Source organism: Psychroserpens luteolus, assembly GCF_021032705.1.
Lineage (GTDB): Bacteria > Bacteroidota > Bacteroidia > Flavobacteriales > Flavobacteriaceae > Psychroserpens > Psychroserpens luteolus.
This window is the reverse complement of the sequence record NZ_JAHVXI010000001.1, coordinates 689,727-710,384: the sequence shown is the minus strand read 5'-3', so window position 1 is coordinate 710,384 and position 20,658 is coordinate 689,727. Positions and strand designations below refer to the sequence as shown.

Below are 20,658 nucleotides of genomic sequence, written 5' to 3'. Positions count from 1 at the left end.
TATATATGAGGATTTTAAAAATCAGTTTAATTTGTCTGGTCATTACATTAGGCATTTCATGTAGATCAGCACGAAGTGTTGTTGCATCAGGAAAAGTAGATGATAAATTGTCGGCAAAACAATTAATAAAGGAAAATGGAAAGCGTGATGCCAAGTTTAAAACACTTCAAGCTAAAGTTAAAATTAATGTTATTCAAGACCTTAAAGAGTCATCATATACGCTCAATCTTAGAATGGAAAAAGACAAAACCATTTGGATTAGTGCTACGCTAGGCTTAGCCAGAGCTATAATCACACCAAATAGTGTAAGGTTTTATGATAAGATAAATAACCAATATTTTGATGGTGATTATAAGTTGTTGAGTGATCTCTTAGGAATTGAACTCAATTTTACTAAAGTACAGAGTTTATTAATTGGAGAGCCATTGTATGATTTAAATGATGATAAGTATATCATTTCAACTAATGAGAGTTCTTATATCCTTCAACCTAAAAATCAAGACTTGTTTTTAGAGTTGTTTTTACTACTTAATCCATCACATTTTAAAATGGATTCGCAACAATTATTACAACCTTCAAAAAAACGATTCCTTCAAATAGATTATTTAGGGTATCAAAAAGTAGATAAGGAAATTTTACCACAAAACATGAAGATTATCGCAGTAGAAGACAGTGAAGAGCTCAATGTAGTGATGGAGTACAAGTCGGTCTCAGTAAATGAAGACGTTAGGTTTCCTTTTAAAATCCCATCAGGTTTTGATGAAATCATATTAGAAGATGCGAAATAGATCTATTTACATAGCGTTTCTTTTTTTACTGTTCAACAGCTTTTTTATTACAGCACAAAGTGATAAACAAAAAGCTTTAGAAGCCAAACGTGTTAAATATCAAAAGGAACTAAAGCAATTAAATGCATTATTGTTTTCTAATAAGAAAGAAGAGAAATCTGTAATTTCTTTAGTTGAAGATCTCAACTACAAAGTAAGCGTAAGACGAAACTTAATAAAAGTTACTAATGATCAAGCTAATTTGCTAACACGAGAGATAAATGCAAATCAGAATGAAATTTCAAGTTTGCGAGATCAGTTAACGACATTAAAAAAACAATATGCTGAGATGGTTGTAAAGTCTTACAAGAATAAATCTGAGCAGAGTAGAGTGATGTTTTTGTTGTCTTCTGAAAATTTTAAACAAGCGTATAAAAGGTTACAATATATCAAGCAGTATGCAGATTATCAAAAGGAACAAGGGGATTTGATTAAGGCTAAAACTAAAAAACTTCAAGAGTTAAATACCGATCTATTACGTCAGAAAAAAGATAAAGAACAATTGGTTGCTGAAAATAGAATTGCTAAAAAAGAACTTGAAAAAGAACTCAAAGAGCAAGAAAAACTTATGGCTACGATACGAAAAAGTATGAGTTCGTATACCACTAAGATTAAAAAGAAGCAGCAGGAAATTGATGAGATCGACAGAGAGATTAATCGTATTATTAGAGAAGCTATAGCTGAATCTAATAGAAAAGCAGGAAAATCATCCTCCTCTAAAGGATTTGCTCTAACACCTGAATCTAAATTAATTGCTAAGAATTTCGCATCTAACAAAGGGAAGTTACCTTGGCCTGTAGAAAGAGGTGTGGTGAAAATCCGTTTCGGCACACAGCCTTCACCTATTGATAGAACAGTGCCTATTAAAAGTAATGGTGTTAGGATTGCCACAGCCAAAAACACACAAGTAAAGGCAGTCTTTAATGGTGAAGTCTCTAGAATAATTGTGGTTAAAAATGGAAACCCGATTATCATGCTTAGACATGGTAATTACATCACCATTTATAGAAACTTGTCTAAGATTTACGTCAAGAAAGGCGATAAGGTAACTACAAATCAAGTGATTGGTGAAGTATTTACTAACGGACAAGGCGAAACCATTTTAGGTTTTGCCATATTTAAAGATGCCAAACCACAAAATCCAGCGAATTGGATTTACAAAATGTGATAGCATTTTGAAACATACTATTGTGGATTTACAAAATGTGATAGCATTTTGAAACATACTATTGTGGATTTACAAAATGTGATAGCATTTTGAAACGCATTATTAGGGATTTACAAAATGTGAGAGCTACACTCTCACAACCACATATCCTTTTCTAGTTTTTTTATAGTGTTTCCCGTTCCAGAAGTAATAACGCTTCCCTTTAACTCTTACAATTTTGTAATGTTTCGGAGGTGTTTTTATAACCGTTACAGTTGCAGGTCTAGTAACTACACGAGTAGCACAAGATGATAAACTCAATAGGCATACGGCCGAAAAAATAAGGATTAAAGTTCTCATAGTATTTTAGATTTGATTCTACTATAAGACTTTTAGCTTGAAAAAAGGTTTAATTATTCAAATAAAGCTTTTAATTCTGTAGCATCGGCAGGCTTCATTTTGCCAGCAACAACCAAGCTTAATTGCTTACGGCGTAGAGCGGCATCATAACGCTCTTTTTCTAGTTTAGTTTCGGCAATAAGCTGAGGTACTTTTACAGGACGACCTGTTTCATCAACAGCTACAAATGTATAAATAGCTTCGTTAGCTTTAATGCATTCACCAGACTCTCTATCTTCAATCCAAACATCGAGATAAACCTCCATAGAGCTTGTAAATGCTCGAGAGACTTTAGCTTCAATGGTCACAACACTTCCTAAAGGAATCGACCTATTAAAAGCTACGTGGTTTACAGAAGCTGTCACCACAATTCGTCTACTATGGCGACGCGCAGCAATACTAGCAGCACGATCCATTCGTGCTAAAAGTTCACCTCCAAAAAGATTGTTTATAGGATTGGTTTCACTAGGAAGTACCAAATCGGTCATGATAGTTTTAGACTGAAAAGCTGTTCTTGGCTCCATTAAAATAAGCGTTTAATTTCGTGCAAAGGTAAGATGAATTTAAATCTTAGCTAAACGATTTAATGAAATTATAAAGAAATAAAAGAAAGCCATCTTACTGTCATTTCGAATGATCGACAGTAAGAAGGTTTTTTCGTGAATTAGTCTAATGCCTTCACCAATAACCAAGCATCACGATTGTGAGTTCGTTTTATGGTTCGTAGGGCGTTTAAAGCTTCAACTCTGTCAGTATGACTAGAATACACGACTTCATGGAGTCCATAACGATTAACACCAATTTTGCGTGCTTTAAATCCTTTGTCTCTTAGTTGCTTGACCTTTTTATCTGAATTAGCTTCAATACGAAACGCTCCAGCTACAATATGATAGTTTCCTGTTGGCTTTTCAACTGTTAAAGTCACAGCAGGTAAAGGGTTATCAATGATAAATGTTGCTTCCTGTACTCTGGCATCTAATTGTTGATTAGCTTCATCTTGTGCTAATTCGTTGTGGTTTTCAATTTGATTTACATAATAATTAGACGCCGTAAAACCACCAAGCGTTAAAGCGATTAATGCAATAGCTGCGTATTTAAGATAAGGTCTAGTTTTACGTGTTTCTGGTGTAATAGTTAGCGGAATAGTATCTTCAAGCTCTTCAACCTGTTCTTTGTAAACCTCTCTGGTAATATGAGAAGACGTTAATTGAGATAAACCAAATGCATCAGTAAGGTAATTGATATGATGAGAAGGTTCGAAATTTATCTTTCCTTCAGTATTTAAAATTAAGTCACCTATATTATGTAGTGCAATTGTTTCACCTTCAACTAAATACGATTTAATTGCTTTGACTTGTTTTGCGACTTTTTCAACAGCAACCTGATATGGGATTTTTTCAATTTCAGCTATATAATTAGCTAATAACCCATCATTATTTTGCAATTGCTCGTTAAAAGACAATGCTTTTTTAGGTGGATAAAATGAATGTGTAGTTTCGTGCACTTTTGCCGAAACGCGATGTGTTAAAAAAGCACCAAACTGAGGTACAATAACACAATCGTATCTATATAATAAATCGCTGATGTAAGTCTCTAATTGCATAAAAACAAAGTTAAAAATTTTTAAATGCGAATAAAACTTCCCATTAAGTATTTATTAACAAGTAAATTTTGTTTCTTGCATATAGAAAATATACTATATGACAGATCGAGATTTAATTCATGTGTTAGCATTACAACATATACCAAAAATAGGAGATGTAATCGCCAAGAAATTGATTAACCATTGTGGTTCTGCTGAAGGCGTATTAAAAGAAAAGAAAGCGAATCTGCTCAAAATAGATGGTATTGGATTAACAACGGTTAAGGGTATTTATGATTCGACACATATAAAAGCTGCTGAAGATGAACTGCGATTTATTAAGGCTAATGATATCTTCAGTTTGTATTTTACCGATGATGACTATCCCGAAAAGTTAAAACACTGTATTGATAGTCCAATTTTACTATTTCAATCAGGGCATATTGCACTAAAGAATAAGCCAATTATTAGTATTGTGGGTACACGAAAAATTACGACTTATGGTGTTGCCTTTTGCGAAAAACTCATTGAGCAACTCAGCTCTTTTGATCCTGTAATCGTTTCAGGTTTTGCCTACGGAACAGATATCACAGCTCATAAATCTGCGATTAAAAATAATTTGCAAACCATTGGTTGTTTAGCACATGGTTTAAATCAAATTTACCCTAAATCACACAAAAAATATAGGGTTGATGTGGAAAAGCATGGTGGATTTCTAACCGATTTTTGGAGTAGTGCTGCTTTTGATAGAAATAACTTTTTAAAACGAAACCGAATTATTGCTGGTATAAGCGATGCTACCATTGTGATTGAATCTGCAGAAAAAGGTGGTAGCCTCGTTACTGCAGATATTGCGAACTCCTATAATCGTGACGTGTTTGCAGTTCCAGGTCGCGTAACCGATACCCAAAGTATTGGCTGTAATAATTTGATAAAAACCCAACAAGCGCATGTATTATCTAATCCGTTAGATATTGCTTACATGCTTAATTGGCAATTGGAAGACCATAAAAAAACACCAATACAAAAGCAGTTGTTTGTAGAATTGACTTCCGAAGAAAAAGTCATTTATAAGTATCTCAAAGAACACGGAAAGCAATTGTTGGATGTGATTGCTCTAAACTGCCAAATGCCTATTTTTAAAATTGCAAGTATGCTGTTAACAATGGAATTGAAGGGTGTGATCAGACCATTGCCGGGAAAACAATTCGAAATTATTTAAACCAAGGTTCTACAATAAGTAATAACAGAATAAGACCATAAATAACATCTAACCAGAAATAGTGTAATAGTCTCGCCAAGTAGATAATTAACACCAATGGAAAACCAACTAAAGCAATGTAGTTTTTGTTTTTAACTTCCATAAGGCTCTGTTTCCAGAGTAAATCACCATTTTTACTTGTAGGAAATGCATGTGCTGCAATAGAGATACCTAACCAATTAAAAATTAACCTTAAAGCGCCATCATTTTGATCTAGCGAGTAACCCAAAACAAACATTAATATTGCAATGAGGGTTGAGATAAAAAATGGACCAATAGAGATTAAGAAGACTTTTAAATAACTTTCTGGAATATCATGAATGAGATATCCAGCTGGACTTTCAAATTGCAGATATTTCACTTCATGAACTTCTATGTCTAATAGATTACAAACTATTTTATTTGCAAATTGATCAAAAATAATTCCAGGAAATGTTAGTATTTGAATTAATAGCCCAACGATAATACCCATCTAAGTCTTGATTATATAAAATTAATATCCAACTTTTTCACGCACACGTTTCAAGACATCGTCAGCAACATGTTTTGCTTTTTTAGCTCCAATAGCTAAGGCATCATCAATCTCGTTGAGGTTTGTCATGAAGTGGTTGTAACGTTCGCGCTGTACGGTAAATTTATCTAAGACTAATTCATATAGCGCTTGTTTGGCATGGCCATAACCATAACCACCATTCTCGTAGTTAGTTTTCATTGTAGCGATGTCTTCTTTTGAAGCTAATAAGCTATATAAAGCAAAACAGTTACATGTTTTCCAATCTTTAGGATCTTCAAGAGGCGTACTATCGGTTTCGATAGACATGATTTGTTTGCGCAATTTTTTTTCTGGTAAGAAGATATCGATAATATTCCCTTTACTCTTGCTCATTTTAGCACCATCTGTTCCTGGAACCAGCATGGTGTTTTCATGAACTTTTCCTTCAGGCATGACAAATGTATCTCCTACTTTTGCATGAAAACGTGAGGCTACATCGCGCGTCATTTCTATATGTTGCAGTTGATCTTTTCCTACTGGAATAATATCAGAGTCATATAATAAAATGTCTGCAGCCATCAACATTGGATAGGTAAATAGTCCTGCATTAACATCTTCTAAGCGATCGGCTTTATCCTTAAAGCTATGTGCTAGAGTCAAACGTTGGTATGGGAAGAAACAGCTTAAATACCAAGATAATTCTGTTACTTGCGGAATATCACTTTGTCTATAAAACACAGTAGTATTAATATCTAATCCAAATGCCAACCAAGTAGCAGCAGTAGAATACGTGTTTTGGCGTAGCGTTTCAGCGTCTTTGATTTGAGTTAACGAATGCATATCTGCAATAAATAAAAACGAGTCGTTTTTATCGTCATTTGCCATGTCTATAGCAGGTAAAATAGCACCTAGTATATTTCCTAAGTGAGGTGTTCCTGTACTTTGTATTCCTGTAAGTATTCTTGCCATGTTCATTTTCCGCGAAAGCAGAAATCTGTTTTAGTAAATTAAACTTATATCGTCAGCAAAGGTATTTTTTTTAATTAAATAGCTCAAAACAATTATGTACTTTTGGCGGATATGATTTTTTTTAAGTACATCTTTTGGTTAATTTATCGTATTTGGTTCTACATTTTAGTAGCACTGCCTATTGTTGTACTACTTCCTATTTTGATCATTTCAATTTTAAAAGAGTCTTGGTATCCATTCTTTTTTAAACTCGCTCGTTTTTGGGCACGTTTTATTTTAATTGGTATGGGTTTTAATGTGACTATAGAATATGAAGAAACACTCGAACCAGGAAAGAGTTACATGTTTGTGGCTAACCATACATCGATGACAGACATTATGCTCATGTTAGTTACTGTAAAAAACCCATTTGTGTTTGTTGGAAAAAAGGAATTGGCAAAAATCCCATTATTCGGATTCTTTTATAAGCGTACTAGTATTCTGGTAGATAGAAGTAGCTCTAAGAGTAGACAAGGTGTGTTTTTGAGAGCCCAAAGACGATTACAACAAGGTATGAGCATTTGTATTTTTCCTGAAGGCGGTGTGCCTGATGAGCATATTGTATTAGACGAATTTAAAGATGGTGCTTTTAGAATGGCTATTAATCATCACATTCCAATTGTTCCTATTACGTTTGGCGATAATAAAAAGCGATTTCCGTATACATTTTTTAGTGGAAGTCCAGGAAAAATGAGAGCTAAAGTACATCGATTTATCTCAACCGAAGGTCTGACAATAGATGATACAAAACGTATAAATAGTGAAACACGCACCTTACTGTTAAATCAGTTAGAAACGTATAATTCTTAAACAAAAAAGCTGCTCTTGGCACAGAGCAGCTTTTCGTCATCATTGCGAAGTTTGCAATAACTATCTAACCAACTAAAAAACCTAAAACTTAAAACTAAGTCCTGTATAAACACCAATGAAGAATGGTTGAAAATCACCAGACGTATCATTGAATGTGTTAATTTGATACTTGAACGTGGGTTCAAGATTAAATCGTAATTGTTTTGAAATGTTATAGTTAACTCCAATTCCGAAATTGGCACTATAACTCATATCATTAATATTTGTAGCCTCACCTAAAAGCGCTCTATCACCATTATTTTGAACGGAGTAAATTTCATTGTTACTTAAAAATAATGTGCTAAAACCTCCGATAAGATTTAGGCCTATTTTTTTATCTATTAAATTGTATTCAACCTCAATAGGAACTTCAATAAAACCTAACTGCTGATCTATTGAGCCTTGTTCTTTTGTAAACAAAATTTCAGGTCCAGTTGTATAACTTATACTATTTGCACTTATAAATGTTGTTGTAGTATCGTGTAATTTAATGTTTTGTAACTGACGGCTTGAGCCAGAGCTACTTGGTCTACTAAAAGCAACAACATTATTTGTAGTATATCCTAGATCTACCTTATTAATTCCTGCTCTAATTTTTAATTTTTTATTTATCGCATAACTACCTTTAACACCATAACTTACATTGATATCACCTTCTTTGGTATTGTTTATAAATTGATCATCAATAGGTGACCCTTTTCCTAAGGTATTAAAATAAACAGGCGCTATATTAGGAGCGATACTCCAACGTTTTATAGGCGCTTCGGTTTCATCAACTTCATCTTTATTTTGCTCAGCTTCGACAATAGCTTTTTCAATAGCATTTTCTTCTTTAAAAACGTCTTTTGTTTTAGATGTATCTATAGTAGTAGTCCCGTTTTCTTTTTCAGAATTATTTGCCGAAGTTACCTGAGTCTCTTTAGATGATGTTGTTTTTTTAATAAGCTTGTCAATTTCAGACTTTTCCTTTTTAACAGGATTCAAATCTATATTGTTATTCGATCTAGGCGTATTAGAGCTATTGACTACAGCATTCTTTTCGTTATCAATAGACACCTTAGTTTTATCTTTATTCGTAGTATTAAGCTTAATGTTGTTTTGATTTGCAACAGCATTTTCTTTTAAAGATTTGTTTTTAATTAAAGAGGAGTTTTTAGATGATGATTTTTTCTCGTCTTCATTAGAAGATGCAACATTAGTTTTAGTGGTTGAATCGTCAGTAGTCGTTAAATTATCATTTAACTGTTCAGAAGAATTATTAATGCCTTCTTCATTTTTAGAACTATCGTTATCGACAATCGGGTTCTTATCTTGATTGTTTGATGTGTTTAAATCTGAAGGATTTGTAACATCATTACTATCATTGATAGAATTAGTATTCGATTTATCAGTATCAACAACTTCTTGTTCGATAGTATTATCACCATTAGTATTAAATAAAGTGTTTCCTACAGTAAACAACAATAGTAATGCAGCAGCAACACCTGCTATTCGCCACCAAATAGGAATAACTCTACGTTTACGTTTGTCTTTGTGGAGTTCTTGTTCTATATTTTCCCAGACAGCCTCAGGAGGTGCAACCTCAAAATCTTTGAGTTGCTCCTTAAAGAGTTTGTCTATGTTTTTCTTTTCACTCATTATAAACTTTGCGAGTTGGGTCTCGCTTTGTATTGTTCTATTTTATCTTTTAAAATCAATCGAGCTCTAGCTAGATTTGATTTTGATGTCCCTGTCGAAATATCTAACAGGTTTGCAATTTCCTTGTGCGAATAATCGTCCAAAGCATATAAATTAAATACCAACCGATAACGATCGGGTAATTCTTGAATAATATTCAGCAAAAAATCGATACTTATATTATCATCATCAACTTCTACGCTTACATCTTCAATTTGATCTTCATTAATAATGTCAAAAACACCAGCACTTCTGTAGCGTTGAAGAGCAGTGTTGATGGTTATACGTTTCATCCAACCTTCTAAAGAGCCTTGATTTTTAAACTGATCAAATTTTTTAAAAATCGTAATGTAAGCGTCTTGCAAGTTATCTTCTGCTTCTGCATAGTTACGTGAATACTTCAAGCAAATCGAAAACAGTTTACTCGCATATAGCTTATATAGTTGACTTTGTGCTTGAGCATCATTTTTTTTACATCGCTCTATGAGTTGTTCTAAACTCAAATGGTTAGGTTTAGTTAGTTTTTATTCTTCTACTGGAACTTCAACAATTAAATACGTGTCTAGACCACTCTCGTCATTACCTTGCCAAAACCTAAAGGTGTAAGTTCCTGTGTTAGTCACTTTAAAATTAAAAGAGACTTCTTCTTCTTCATTAAGATCATTACAGCCATTATCTGGAAATACAGCAGTTACTATTGCAATATCACGTTGATTTAAATCACTTTCATAAAATAAGTTATTGTAAACATGGCAATCTGTTGGCTTAATGTAAGTCAACAAAATCTCGTAGGTTTCACCAAATTGAAATGTTTCTGGAATAACCACAGATTCAATAGGTAGCGCTTCATAATAAAAATTTGGGTTGTTGTCGTCAGAGATATTACATGAGAACAACGAAAACATCAAAAAACTTAATAAAAATATCTTTTTCATATTCATTTAAAATTTAGAAATACGTATCGATTTCTATTATTAGATGCACAACATAACAAAAGGTTGCGTCTAAAAACAAAAAAAATCCCAAAAAGAGGGATTTTTTTATATTATGTTAGTCTTTCGACTTAAGAATTAATGCTTTCTCGAACTTTTTCTTCAAGTTCTTCCATCAATTCTGGATTATCTTTGATTAATGCTTTAACGGCATCTCTACCTTGACCTAACTTGGTGTCACCATAGCTAAACCATGAGCCGCTTTTTTTAATGATTTCAAGTTCTACAGCAATATCTAATATTTCACCTACTTTAGAAATACCTTCGCCATACATAATATCGAACTCACACATTTTAAAAGGAGGAGCTACTTTATTTTTCACCACTTTTACTCTTGTTTTGTTTCCTGCAACATTACCATCAGACTCTTTTATCTGTGTAGATCGTCTAATATCTAATCTAACCGAAGCATAAAATTTAAGCGCATTTCCTCCAGTGGTCGTTTCGGGGTTTCCGAACATCACACCAATTTTTTCACGCAATTGATTAATGAAAATAACGGTACAATTAGTTTTACTTATGGAACCGGTTAATTTTCTAAGTGCTTGAGACATTAAACGTGCATGCAACCCCATTTTAGAGTCTCCCATTTCACCTTCAATTTCACTTTTAGGTGTTAATGCAGCAACCGAATCAATCACTACAATGTCAATCGCTCCTGAACGAATCAGATTATCTGCAATCTCCAAAGCTTGCTCGCCATTATCTGGTTGAGATATGATGAGGTTATCGATATCTACATTTAAATTCTCAGCATATGTTCTATCAAAGGCGTGCTCTGCATCAATAAAGGCAGCTATACCTCCAGCTTTTTGAGCTTCGGCAATAGCATGTAAGGTTAATGTGGTTTTACCAGATGATTCTGGACCATATATTTCTATCACTCTTCCTCTAGGATAACCACCAACGCCTAAAGCGATATCTAGTCCTAAAGATCCCGAAGAAATCGCATCTACATCAACGACTGCTTGGTCGCTCATTTTCATAACGGTTCCTTTTCCGTAGGCCTTGTCTAGTTTGTCTAAAGTTAGTTTTAATGCTTTTAATTTTGCGTCTTTTTCACTGCTCATCGATCTGAATATTTTTAATTGAATACTTGTTTGAAGCGGATAGCTAAAATACAACAACTTTTAATTTTTTTTAGGGTTATGACGCAACCTTTTTTAACTTTTTGCATCTACTAATTGAGATTGGGAAATCTTGCTATGATAACCAAGCCTTAACTGGCTTATCCTAAATTCAATTCTTACAGAGGGATGAGATTTTTTAGAAAAATTATTTTTAACAAGACATTAGGTGTTTCAGGAGCTGTAACAGTAAACAGTAACTGTAAAGCCGATGGAGGTTAACTCGTATTATTTTTAAGATGAACATTTTAAAAATATTAATAACGAGTTAGTCCTCAAAAAAGCCCTTTAGTCAAACTAAAGGGCTTTTTTATGCTGTTTATTTGTTTTTCTACTAAAAATAATACCTTTGCAACTTAAATCAATCTTTAACCTTAAAATTAGTATAGCATGCAACTGTACAATAACTTAAGTGCTAAAGAAAGAGCAGAACTTATCGAACAAGCAGGAAAAGAACGCTTGACCATCTCTTTCTACAAGTACGCCAAAATTGGCAACACCGAAATTTTTAGAAACCACCTATTTTTAGCTTGGGACGAACAAGAGGTCTTAGGCCGTATTTATGTCGCTCATGAAGGAATCAACGCGCAATTATCTGTTCCTGCAGAAAACTTTGAAACCTTTAAAAACCACTTAGACACGATTACCTTTTTAGAAAATGTAAGATTAAATATTGCTGTTGAGCATGATAATTTTGCCTTTTTAAAACTGAAAGTCAAAGTGCGTAAAAAAATTGTAGCTGATGGTTTAAATGACGACACTTTTGATGTCACCAATAAAGGCGTTCATGTAGGTGCCAAAAAATTCAACGAACTTATCGAAGATCCAAATACTGTTTTGGTTGATATGCGAAATCATTATGAAAGTGAGATTGGTCATTTTAAAAATGCAGTAACACCAGACGTAGATACGTTTAGAGAATCGTTAGATCTCATAGAAGAAGATTTAAAAGAACATAAAGAAGATAAAAATCTTGTGATGTATTGTACTGGCGGAATTCGTTGTGAAAAGGCTAGTGCCTACTACAAACATAAAGGGTTCAAAAATGTGTTTCAATTAGAAGGTGGTATTATCAACTATGTGAGGCAAGTAGAAGCTAATGATTTAGAGAATAAATTTCTAGGCAAAAACTTTGTGTTTGATCAAAGACGCTCAGAACGTATTAGTGATCATGTCATTGCCAACTGTCACCAATGTGGTGAACCTGCCGATCTTCATACCAATTGTGCTAATGAAGCTTGTCATTTACTATTTATTCAGTGTGATGCATGTAAGGAAAAAATGGAAAACTGTTGTTCTACATCTTGTATGGAAGTCAATAGATTACCTTATGAAGAACAAAAAGCATTACGAAAAGGTCAAGGAAATAGTAACGATATCTTTAAAAAAGGACGTGCAGATCATTTACCTTATAAAAAGGATTTGAGAAATATTTTTGACTCATTTTCTAAATAAGTCATATAGCCTTAATTAGTATAAGTTTAAGACTTAGAAGCTCATTTATTTTACTTAATAAATAATAGTATCTTTACATTTGAAAATAAATACTAATCGTCATTCGGCAACTATCTAAGTTGCCGAATTATATATAAAATTTCATGAGTTGTAACAGTTGCTCAACTGGAAAGGATGGACAACCAAAAGGATGCAAAAACAATGGGACCTGCGGCACCGATAGCTGTAATAAACTTACTGTTTTTGATTGGTTAGCCAATATGTCGTTACCACAAGGACAAGAACCCTTTAAAGGGATTGAAGTTCGTTTTAAAAACGGACGTAAACAATACTATAGAAATACCGAAAACCTTACACTAAGCATAGGAGATATTGTAGCCACACAAGCCAAATCTGGTCATGATATTGGCATGGTGACACTTACTGGAGAGTTGGTGAGGGTGCAGATGAAGCGTAAAAAAATCAATATCGACGACGAAGAAAATGTCTTAAAAATTTATCGCAAGGCTAGTCAGAAAGATATCGACATTTGGTCTTCAGCACGAGATAAAGAAGAACCAATGAAAGTCAAAGCAAGACAATTTGCAATTGATTTAAAACTTCAGATGAAAATCTCAGACATCGAATACCAAGGCGATGCAAGTAAAGCGACATTCTACTATACGGCAGAAGAACGTGTAGATTTCAGAGAACTCATCAAAGTATTTGCTCGCGAATTTAGAACACGTATCGAAATGAAACAAGTTGGCTTTCGTCAAGAAGCTGCACGATTAGGTGGTATTGGTTCTTGTGGAAGAGAATTATGTTGTTCAACTTGGTTGACCGATTTTAGATCGGTAAGTACCTCTGCCGCACGATATCAACAATTGTCTTTAAACCCATTGAAGCTTGCAGGCCAATGTGGAAAATTAAAATGCTGCTTAAATTACGAGCTCGATGCGTATTTAGATGCTTTAAAAGCATTTCCTAAAACCGAAACAAGATTATATACAGAGAAAGGAAAAGCTGTTTGTCAAAAAACAGATATTTTCAAAGGACATATGTGGTATGCTTATGAAGGTGAATGGATGAATTGGCATAAACTAACCACAACCCAAGCCAATGAAATTATAGAAAAAAACAAGCGGAAAGAAAAAGTAGCTAGTCTAGAAGAATACGCTTCAGAACTAATTGAAGATACTAAAACAGAGTTTGAAAACGTTGTTGGTCAAGATAGTTTAACGCGTTTTGATAATCCAAAACGTAAAAACAAACGTAGAAATAATAAAGGGAAACAAAGACGACGTCATAAATCGAATAATAACAATGCAAAAAAATAAGTATTGGTTCATTTGTTTATTATTAGGAGTCATTACAATCTCTTGTGACTCTAGTCAAGTGTTTGACGAATACAAATCTGTTCCTGATCAATGGGATAAGAATAATTTGATTGAATTTAAGGTCACACCTCCAGATTCAATAAACAACTATAATTTATTCGTTAATTTGAGAAACACCGAAGATTACAAATACAGTAATTTATTTCTCATAATCGAGCTTAATTACCCAAACGGAAAAACCTTAAAAGATACTCTAGAGTATGATATGGCAAATCCCGATGGTACGTTTTTAGGAACAGGTTTTACCGATGTTAAAGAAAATAAATTGTGGTATAAAGGTTATGATGACCCTTTTGTTTTTGACGAATTAGGAGAATATACAATCAATATACAACACGCCATGAGACAAAATGGAAGTGTTGACGGCATCGACAAATTAGAAGGGATTACAGATATAGGTTTTAGAATAGAGCATTCAAAAACAAATTGATTATGGCAAAAAAAACGACTAAAAAAAAGAAGGCTACAAATAGCTCAGCTCAAGATTTTTCAAAATATGTAAGACGTTTTTGGATGATTTTTGCAGGAGGCGTTTTCGCATTCTTCTTAATGTTCTTACTAGCATCATGGGGCGCATTTGGTGATATGCCAGACCATACGATTCTCGAAAACCCTAAAACATTTTTAGCGACAGAGATTATTTCTTCTGACGATAAAACTTTAGGTAAATTTTACTTAGATGATAATAGAACACCTGTTGATTATGATGAATTACCTCAGAACTTAGTCGATGCTTTAGTAGCTACCGAAGACATTAGGTATTATGAGCATGCTGGTATTGATTTTAGAGGAACTTTAAGAGCTTTTGCTTACTTGAGCCGAAAAGGAGGCGCAAGTACTATCTCTCAACAATTAGCAAGACAATTATTTGTTGGTGTACGTTCAAAAAATTTATTTGAAGCTGTTACTCAAAAAATAAAAGAGTGGGTTATTGCCATTCGTTTAGAACGTCAATATACTAAAGAGGAAATTATTGCGATGTACTTCAATATTTATGACTTCGGAAATAATGCCGACGGGATTAGAAGCGCAACTCGTATTTACTTTGGAAAAGAACCTAAAGACCTCGATTTAAAAGAGTCTGCTATGTTAGTTGGGATGTTCAAAAACTCATCATTGTACAATCCAATACCATCTCGTAATCCTGTTGGCGTAAAGAACAGACGTAATGTTGTTTTAGCACAAATGTATAAGTATGAATACATTTCAGAAACAGAAAAAGATAGTCTTCAAGCAACAGAGCTAGATCTTAATTTTTCTCCAGAAACACACCGCGAAGGTACAGCAACTTATTTTAGAGCGTATCTCGATAAGTTTATGAAAGACTGGATTAAAAACAATCCAAAGCCAGACGGCGAGACGTATAATTTGTATAACGACGGACTCAAAATTTACACGACCATCGATTCGCGTATGCAGAAATATGCAGAAGATGCTGTAGCACGCCATATGCCTAGGTTGCAAGCAGAGTTTGACAATCAAAATACACCTAAGCGTAATAAAACAGCACCCTTTTTAGAGCTTGATGAAAACGAAATTAAAGACTTAATGAACCGAAGCATGACACGATCAGAGCGTTGGCGTGTTATGAAAGCAAATGGTAAGTCTGAAAAAGAAATTAGAGACTCTTTTCAAAAACCAACACAAATGAGTGTATTTGCTTGGATTGACGGAAAGCCTAGCGAAATAGATACGGTTATGAAACCTATTGATTCTATGCGTTATTATAAGTCTTTCCTACAACCTGGAATGATGTCTATGGACCCTCAAACAGGCCATGTGAAAGCTTGGGTTGGTGGTATGAATTTTAGACACTTTCAGTATGATCATGTAAAATTAGGTAAACGTCAAGTAGGTTCAACATTCAAACCTTTTGTGTATGCAACAGCAGTTGATCAATTGCATTTATCACCATGTGATACAATACCAAGGCAACAAATTACTATTGAAGCTGATAAATATGGAAATCCAGAACCGTGGACAGCAAAAAACTCAGATGGTCGATATGATGGTTTTCTGACATTAAAAGATGCTCTAGCTAATTCGGTTAATACAGCAACCGCACGTTTAATGGATAAAGTTGGGCCAGAACCCGTAATTGATATGGCCAGAAACTTAGGGGTTGATTCTGATATACCTCCCGTACCTGCAATAGCATTGGGCACACCAGATATTAGTGTTTATGAAATGGTGGCAGCATATTCTACGTTTGCGAATAAAGGTGTTTATAACAAACCTGTTATGGTCACACGAATTGAAGACAAAAACGGAACAGTGTTATATCAATTCACTCCAGAGACCAAAGATGTTTTGAGTGCCGAAGTAGCTTATACAACCGTTAATTTAATGCAAGGTGTTGTAGAGTCTGGTTCAGGAAGTAGATTAAGAGGCAGTTGGAGAGCGAGTCAAGCATTATACAAAGAAATTATTACTGGATACCCATACGAATTGAATAACCCAATAGCAGGTAAAACAGGGACAACACAAAATCAAAGTGATGGCTGGTTTATGGGAATGGTTCCAAACCTAGTTACAGGTGTATGGGTAGGTGCCGAAGATAGAGCTGCACACTTTAAAACAATTGCGTATGGACAAGGAGCTTCTATGGCCTTACCAATCTGGGCATTGTACATGAAGGCATGTTATGCAGATGAAGAACTAGGGATTTCAAAAGATAATTTTGAAAAACCTGCGAACCTTTCTATTGAAGTAGATTGTAGTAAGTGGAAGGGTAACGATGGAGAAGGTACAGATCCTTCAGATGAACTTGATGATGTACTCGATTTTTAAAGCTTTATTTTATTATAAAATCGCAAGCCATTCATTTTTGAATGGCTTTTTTATTTCGTAATTTTCCAATGCTAAATTAAAGACAAATGATTAGTAAAAAAGTAGCTAATGTCCAAGAGGCACTTAAAGGTGTTGCAGATAATATGACATTTATGTTTGGCGGCTTTGGATTATCAGGAATTCCTGAAAATTCTATTGCCGAACTGGTGCGTTTAGGCGTCAAAGGCTTAAAATGTATTTCTAATAATGCAGGCGTAGATGATTTTGGTTTGGGCTTATTATTACAGGGCAAGCAAATAGATAAAATGACGTCTTCATATGTTGGAGAAAACGACGAGTTTGAAAGACAGATGTTGTCTGGAGAATTAGAGGTCGAGTTGATTCCGCAGGGCACTTTGGCCGAACGTTGTAGAGCTGCACAAGCGGGTTTCCCGGCTGTATATACTCCTGCAGGCTATGGAACTGAAGTTGCTGAAGGTAAAGAAACCAGAGAGTTTGATGGGAAAATGTATGTGTTAGAGTATGCTTTTAAGGCAGACTTCGCTTTTGTGAAAGCATGGAAAGGAGATGAAGCAGGAAACCTCATTTTTAAAGGAACTGCTAGAAACTTTAATCCTAATATGTGCGGTGCGGCAAAAATAACTGTTGCCGAAGTTGAAGAACTAGTTCCGGTTGGAACATTAGATCCAAACCAAATTCATATTCCAGGCATTTTTGTTAAGCGTATCTTTCAAGGAGAACGTTATGAAAAAAGAATCGAACAACGAACTGTTAGACAAAGAGATTAATTATGTTAGATAAAAATGGAATCGCAAAACGAATAGCGAAAGAAGTTCAAGATGGGTATTATGTTAATCTTGGTATTGGTATCCCGACATTAGTGGCTAACTATGTGCGAGATGATATAGAAGTTGAGTTTCAAAGTGAAAATGGTGTATTGGGAATGGGACCATTTCCTTTTGAAGGTGAAGAAGACGCAGACATAATTAATGCTGGTAAGCAAACAATTACCACCTTACCAGGCGCTAGTTTTTTTGATTCGGCTACTAGCTTTTCGATGATACGAGGACAACATGTAGATTTAACTATTCTAGGTGCAATGGAAGTAGCAGAAAACGGCGATATTGCCAATTGGAAGATTCCTGGAAAAATGGTTAAAGGCATGGGAGGAGCTATGGATCTAGTAGCTAGTGCAGAGAATATTATAGTAGCTATGATGCATACGAATAGAGCAGGTGCTTCTAAATTATTAAAGCGATGTTCTCTTCCTTTGACTGGTGTAGGCTGCGTAAAAAAGATTGTTACTAATCTTGCAGTTTTAGAAGTAACTGCTAACGGATTTAAACTTTTGGAACGTGCTCCAGGAGTTTCTGTAGATGATATAAAAAATGCAACAGAGGGAACCTTAATTATTGAAGACGACATTCCCGAAATGAATTTATAAAAAGAAGAGTTCTATAAAAACATGAAGCCACTTTTTTAAGTGGCTTTTTTTATTATTAAATAAAAAAGAACAATGCTAATTGTAGGAAAATTCTATTTTACGACAGATAAATGTTAAAAAAACATGTATTTCATCGATTTATTAGGCGTTTTAACTGATTAATTGAAAATAAGTTTCATATTAGCAGAACCAAATCGAAACAACCAAATTTACTATTTACTAACATTTATGATTTGCCCCAAATCTATCATAAATTTTAACCGAATGAACTTTTTTGCCCCAAATCTACCAAAACCTACACCTACTGAAAACAAGTTTATAACTGGTTTTCAAAACACCCTAAGATTGCTCAAAAACATCTTAACTTTAACTAAAAAAATATTCATGCTATAATCCTTTTGGAATAGCATGAATAAGTTTTTTAGTGTATTCTTTTTTCGGATTACTATAGATTTCATCTGCATCATCTAGTTCTTCAATTTCACCTTTATTCATAACAATCAATTGATCTGACATGTATTTCACAACTGCCAAGTCATGAGATATAAAGATGTATGTAAAACTATAATTATCTTTAAGTTCGTTCAATAGATTTAATACCTGAGCCTGAACAGAAATGTCTAATGCAGAAACTGATTCGTCGCAAATTATAAGTTGAGGTTTTAAAGCAATCGCTCTGGCGATTCCAATGCGCTGCCGTTGTCCACCAGAAAATTCGTGAGGGTATCGATTGAAATAAGTGTCGTCCAATCCAACTTTTAAAAGTAGTTCTAAAACATTTGCTTTTCTGTCTTTATCATTACTTCCAATACCATGTACTTTCATAGGTTCCATAATCGCTTTACCCACTGTAAGCCTCGGATTTAAAGAGGCATAAGGATCTTGAAATATGATTTGAATATCTTTTCTAAGTTTTCGTATGGCACTCTTAGAGAGCTTAGTAATATCTTCTCCTTTATAGTGTATAGAACCAGCAGTAGCTTTATCTAATTGTAGAATGGCATTTGAAAGTGTTGATTTACCACAACCAGATTCCCCTACCAAGCCCAGAGTTTCACCTTTATATAATTTAAAAGATACATTATTAACAGCCTTAAAAGATTCAGGTTTTGAAAACCAACCCGATTTTGAGATGAATTCCTTTTCTAGATTTTTAACTTCTAGAAGAGGGTGCTCATTATAGATTCGCTTATGTTGTAACGCTCTTTCTTCCGAAGTAATAATTTCAGAATTTGCCGTACCATTTATAAAATCATCAATAGTTGGTAATTGTTTTAATCGGCTGTCCATAGAAGGTCTAGAGTTTATCAACGCTCTAGTATATAGCTGTTCGGGAGATTTAAAAATATGAGATACATTACCTTGTTCTACAATATCACCTTTATACATTACCACAATGCGATCTGCAATTTCTGAAACTAATGACAAGTCGTGCGAAATGAAAATAATACTCATTTGTTCTTCCTGTTGTAGCTGTTTCAATAGTAAAATAATTTCTTTTTGTACAGTCACATCTAATGCCGTAGTAGGCTCGTCGGCAATTAGAATTTTTGGCTTACACGAAATAGCCATGGCAATCATTACACGTTGTTTTTGTCCGCCAGAAATTTCATGAGGATAGGCTTTATAAATACGTTCAGGTAAGGGAAGTCTTACTTTTTCAAAAAGCGATAAGGTCTCAGTTTTAGCCTCAGATTTTGAAAGTTTAGTGTGGCGCAATACTATTTCACATACTTGCTCTCCACAGGTCATCGAAGGGTTTAAAGAACTCATGGGTTCTTGGAAAATCATAGCGATTTCTTTACCTCTTATATTCTGAAACTGTTTTTGATTGAGTAAGGTGAGGTCTTGTGCATTAAATTGTATTGATCCTTTTGTGATTTTTGAAATGTTCTTCGGAAGTAAACCCAAAATAGCCAATGACGAGACCGATTTTCCAGAGCCAGACTCTCCAACAATACCCAGGACTTCATTAGTATGTAAATGATATGATATGTTGTGAATAATCTCATTCTCAGTTCCTTCCGAAAAAAAAGAAATAGAGAGATCTTTTATGTCTAACAATTTTGGTTTTTGCATAGGTAAATGTAGTCAATTTCTGTTATTGATTTACGGAAAAACCGTAACCAAATTTTTTATGATTGCAGTTCAACGAAAACGTAATAGTTAAATTTTGATATTAACAAAATTTTAATACTTTCACGATCGAAAATTTAACATTAACACTA

Annotated in this window: 20 protein-coding genes; 10 read left to right on the top strand and 10 right to left on the bottom strand. The window is 34.1% G+C overall.

Annotation, left to right across the window (positions count from 1 at the left end; translation table 11 throughout):
• The first annotated feature begins 5 nt into the window (after positions 1-5).
• Positions 6-788 (top strand): DUF4292 domain-containing protein, encoded by a 783-nt coding sequence (locus KWG70_RS03125; RefSeq protein WP_230934538.1) that lies wholly within the window; start codon positions 6-8, stop codon positions 786-788.
• A complete protein-coding gene (locus tag KWG70_RS03120; RefSeq protein WP_230934537.1) occupies positions 778-1,995 on the top strand; it encodes a murein hydrolase activator EnvC family protein in 1,218 nt (405 codons plus the stop codon). Before KWG70_RS03125 ends, KWG70_RS03120 begins: the two co-directional genes overlap by 11 nt.
• A gap of 126 nt (positions 1,996-2,121) precedes the next feature.
• Here the strand turns inward: KWG70_RS03120 and KWG70_RS03115 are convergent, their stop codons facing one another.
• The 3 genes from KWG70_RS03115 to KWG70_RS03105 all read right to left on the bottom strand — a co-directional run bounded on the left by KWG70_RS03115 (position 2,122) and on the right by KWG70_RS03105 (position 3,976).
• The gene (locus KWG70_RS03115; protein ID WP_230934536.1) at positions 2,122-2,334 is read right to left on the bottom strand and encodes a DUF6515 family protein; all 213 of its coding nucleotides are present in this window, start codon (positions 2,332-2,334) and stop codon (positions 2,122-2,124) included.
• Positions 2,335-2,387: 53 nt separating this feature from the next.
• On the bottom strand, positions 2,388-2,897 hold the full coding sequence (locus KWG70_RS03110; RefSeq protein WP_230934535.1) for an acyl-CoA thioesterase: 510 nt from the start codon (positions 2,895-2,897) through the stop codon (positions 2,388-2,390).
• Positions 2,898-3,037: 140 nt separating this feature from the next.
• Positions 3,038-3,976, bottom strand: a complete 939-nt coding sequence (locus KWG70_RS03105; RefSeq protein WP_230934534.1) for an HU domain-containing protein — start codon at positions 3,974-3,976, stop codon at positions 3,038-3,040.
• Positions 3,977-4,073: 97 nt separating this feature from the next.
• Between KWG70_RS03105 and dprA the strand changes: the two genes are divergently transcribed.
• On the top strand, positions 4,074-5,177 hold the full coding sequence (dprA, locus tag KWG70_RS03100; protein WP_230934533.1) for a DNA-processing protein DprA: 1,104 nt from the start codon (positions 4,074-4,076) through the stop codon (positions 5,175-5,177).
• Here the strand turns inward: dprA and KWG70_RS03095 are convergent.
• Both KWG70_RS03095 and trpS read right to left on the bottom strand, forming a co-directional pair.
• The gene (locus KWG70_RS03095; RefSeq protein WP_230934532.1) at positions 5,170-5,688 is read right to left on the bottom strand and encodes a hypothetical protein; all 519 of its coding nucleotides are present in this window, start codon (positions 5,686-5,688) and stop codon (positions 5,170-5,172) included. The genes dprA and KWG70_RS03095 overlap by 8 nt on opposite strands.
• Before the next feature lie 21 nt (positions 5,689-5,709).
• Positions 5,710-6,678 (bottom strand): tryptophan--tRNA ligase, encoded by a 969-nt coding sequence (trpS, locus tag KWG70_RS03090; RefSeq protein WP_230934531.1) that lies wholly within the window; start codon positions 6,676-6,678, stop codon positions 5,710-5,712.
• A 111-nt stretch (positions 6,679-6,789) separates the two neighbouring features.
• Here trpS and KWG70_RS03085 point away from each other — a divergent pair, with 111 nt between their 5' ends.
• Positions 6,790-7,527: a lysophospholipid acyltransferase family protein gene (locus tag KWG70_RS03085; protein ID WP_230934530.1), complete on the top strand. Its 738-nt coding sequence runs from the start codon at positions 6,790-6,792 to the stop codon at positions 7,525-7,527.
• 81 nt (positions 7,528-7,608) lie between these two features.
• Here the strand turns inward: KWG70_RS03085 and KWG70_RS03080 are convergent, their stop codons facing one another.
• From KWG70_RS03080 to recA, 4 genes are all read right to left on the bottom strand, one after another.
• Entirely contained in the window at positions 7,609-9,204 is a 1,596-nt protein-coding gene (locus KWG70_RS03080) for a hypothetical protein (protein WP_230934529.1), read from the bottom strand.
• Positions 9,204-9,746 carry an RNA polymerase sigma factor gene (locus tag KWG70_RS03075; protein WP_230934528.1) on the bottom strand — a complete coding sequence of 181 codons (543 nt, stop codon included), beginning with the start codon at positions 9,744-9,746 and terminating at the stop codon, positions 9,204-9,206. Before KWG70_RS03075 ends, KWG70_RS03080 begins: the two co-directional genes overlap by 1 nt.
• Positions 9,747-9,767: 21 nt before the next feature.
• A complete protein-coding gene (locus tag KWG70_RS03070) occupies positions 9,768-10,178 on the bottom strand; it encodes a hypothetical protein (protein WP_230934527.1) in 411 nt (136 codons plus the stop codon).
• A 128-nt stretch (positions 10,179-10,306) separates the two neighbouring features.
• Positions 10,307-11,305, bottom strand: a complete 999-nt coding sequence (recA, locus tag KWG70_RS03065) for a recombinase RecA (protein WP_230934526.1) — start codon at positions 11,303-11,305, stop codon at positions 10,307-10,309.
• A 447-nt stretch (positions 11,306-11,752) separates the two neighbouring features.
• Here recA and trhO point away from each other — a divergent pair, with 447 nt between their 5' ends.
• The 6 genes from trhO to KWG70_RS03035 all read left to right on the top strand — a co-directional run bounded on the left by trhO (position 11,753) and on the right by KWG70_RS03035 (position 18,430).
• A complete protein-coding gene (gene trhO / locus KWG70_RS03060) occupies positions 11,753-12,817 on the top strand; it encodes an oxygen-dependent tRNA uridine(34) hydroxylase TrhO (RefSeq protein WP_230934525.1) in 1,065 nt (354 codons plus the stop codon).
• Positions 12,818-12,960: 143 nt separating this feature from the next.
• Positions 12,961-14,136 (top strand): PSP1 domain-containing protein, encoded by a 1,176-nt coding sequence (locus KWG70_RS03055; protein ID WP_230934524.1) that lies wholly within the window; start codon positions 12,961-12,963, stop codon positions 14,134-14,136.
• A complete protein-coding gene (locus tag KWG70_RS03050; RefSeq protein ID WP_230934523.1) occupies positions 14,123-14,626 on the top strand; it encodes a gliding motility lipoprotein GldH in 504 nt (167 codons plus the stop codon). The genes KWG70_RS03055 and KWG70_RS03050 overlap by 14 nt, the downstream gene beginning before the upstream one ends.
• Before the next feature lie 2 nt (positions 14,627-14,628).
• A complete protein-coding gene (locus tag KWG70_RS03045) occupies positions 14,629-16,986 on the top strand; it encodes a penicillin-binding protein 1A (protein ID WP_230934522.1) in 2,358 nt (785 codons plus the stop codon).
• 86 nt (positions 16,987-17,072) lie between these two features.
• Positions 17,073-17,774, top strand: a complete 702-nt coding sequence (locus tag KWG70_RS03040) for a CoA transferase subunit A (RefSeq protein WP_230934521.1) — start codon at positions 17,073-17,075, stop codon at positions 17,772-17,774.
• Positions 17,775-17,776: 2 nt separating this feature from the next.
• Positions 17,777-18,430, top strand: coding sequence for a CoA transferase subunit B (locus KWG70_RS03035; RefSeq protein WP_230934520.1), 654 nt, complete (start codon positions 17,777-17,779; stop codon positions 18,428-18,430).
• 387 nt (positions 18,431-18,817) lie between these two features.
• Here the strand turns inward: KWG70_RS03035 and KWG70_RS03030 are convergent, their stop codons facing one another.
• Positions 18,818-20,509, bottom strand: a complete 1,692-nt coding sequence (locus KWG70_RS03030) for an ABC transporter ATP-binding protein (RefSeq protein ID WP_230934519.1) — start codon at positions 20,507-20,509, stop codon at positions 18,818-18,820.
• Between the last annotated feature and the right edge of the window lie 149 nt (positions 20,510-20,658).